This window comes from Streptomyces sp. NPDC046977, assembly GCF_040644455.1.
Taxonomy (GTDB): domain Bacteria; phylum Actinomycetota; class Actinomycetes; order Streptomycetales; family Streptomycetaceae; genus Actinacidiphila.
Window position 1 is genome coordinate 1 of record NZ_JBEYWO010000091.1, and the last position, 1,242, is coordinate 1,242.

The 1,242-nt window shown below is 66.9% G+C and carries 1 protein-coding gene; it reads right to left on the reverse strand.

Translation table 11 applies throughout. From position 1 onward, the window contains the following. Positions 1-29 precede the first annotated feature (29 nt). Positions 30-1,242 (reverse strand): IS1634 family transposase (locus ABZ883_RS43125; protein WP_360917796.1); only part of this gene is annotated, 1,213 nt, incomplete at its 5' end.

The following is a 1,242-nucleotide window of genomic DNA, read 5'->3' on the forward strand; positions in this document are numbered from 1 at the left end:
TCTAGACCCGTACTTCGCGGGTGACCGTTTCAGGTCTGTGGCCAGCGAGTTTGTCCGATGTCGGTGTCGAGGAGGTCGAGGAGGTGGAGTTGGACGCCGCGGTTGATCTGGACGGTTGGCGGGTCGGTGACGTTACCGATCCGCAGGGTGAGTTCACCGAGGTGGTAGAGGATCATGCGGCCGGTGGGGCGGACCCGTCGGTTGTCCGGGTAGAGGCCGGCCATGGTCTCGTCGGGGCCCAGAGCGCGTCTGATCTGGCGCTCGATCAGGCAGAAGACGAGCAGGGCCAGGCAGATGACCTGGACGAGCGCGGCGACGCGCCGGTTGTGCTGAACAAAGACCGGTGCGACCGCGAGGGGGCCCTTGAAGTCGTGGTAACGCCGTTCAACGGTGCCCTGGCCCTTGTAATGGATCAGCACATGGGCGGGTCCGGCCTTTTCGACCGGGACGTTGGTCACCAGCGCCCACCAGCCGTCAACGGCTGCTTCGGCTTCCAGCGCGTTCTGGTCGAAGTGCCAGGTGAGGCCCAGGGTGCCGCGCTCGTCGGCGGTGATTTGCCAGCGCAGGCAGGAGGTCACACGGCGCTTGGCCGCGATGACGCCGATCCGGGCGATGATCTTCTCCCGGGTCTTGTAGTGCCGTCCGCCCGCCGAGGTGGTGAGCTTGTCGAGGTCTTCGGCAGCCTTGGCCAGTCGTCTGGCGCGGGCCGCCTGCTGGCCGGCCGCGACAGCGGTGGAGTGGACCAGGATCCGGCGGACGGTCAGCTGCGGGTCGCTCTTTCGGCGGCCGGTCAGCGTGTGGGTGTCCTCCAGGACCCGGTAGGTCTCCCGTTCCGTCTCCGGTTTCCCCTCGTCCCGCCACGGAACCCAGTCGACGGGCTCGGCCCGCTCAGGGTCCAGGGCCGCGTATAACTCGTCCTTGATCTGTGCGGCCGGGACGGGCGCGATGAACTCCACCCCGGACTGAAGCAGGGAGGTGATGTTGGAATAGGACACCAGTTTGGAGTCGGCGACCATCAAGAAGGTATTGGTGCCGGCCATCGCTTTGAGGTCGTTCATCGCTCCGACGACCTGGCTCACCTCGGCCGCGGCGCCGTCGAAAACCCGGGAATGCACCGGGATGCCGCCGTCGGCGGACACCGCGAGACCTGCCTGGACCTGTTTCAGATCCAGGCGCCGGTCCTTGGGATGCCCGTTGCAGGCGATGAGCGGATACCGCTCGTCCTGCTCCTGGGCGGGGAAG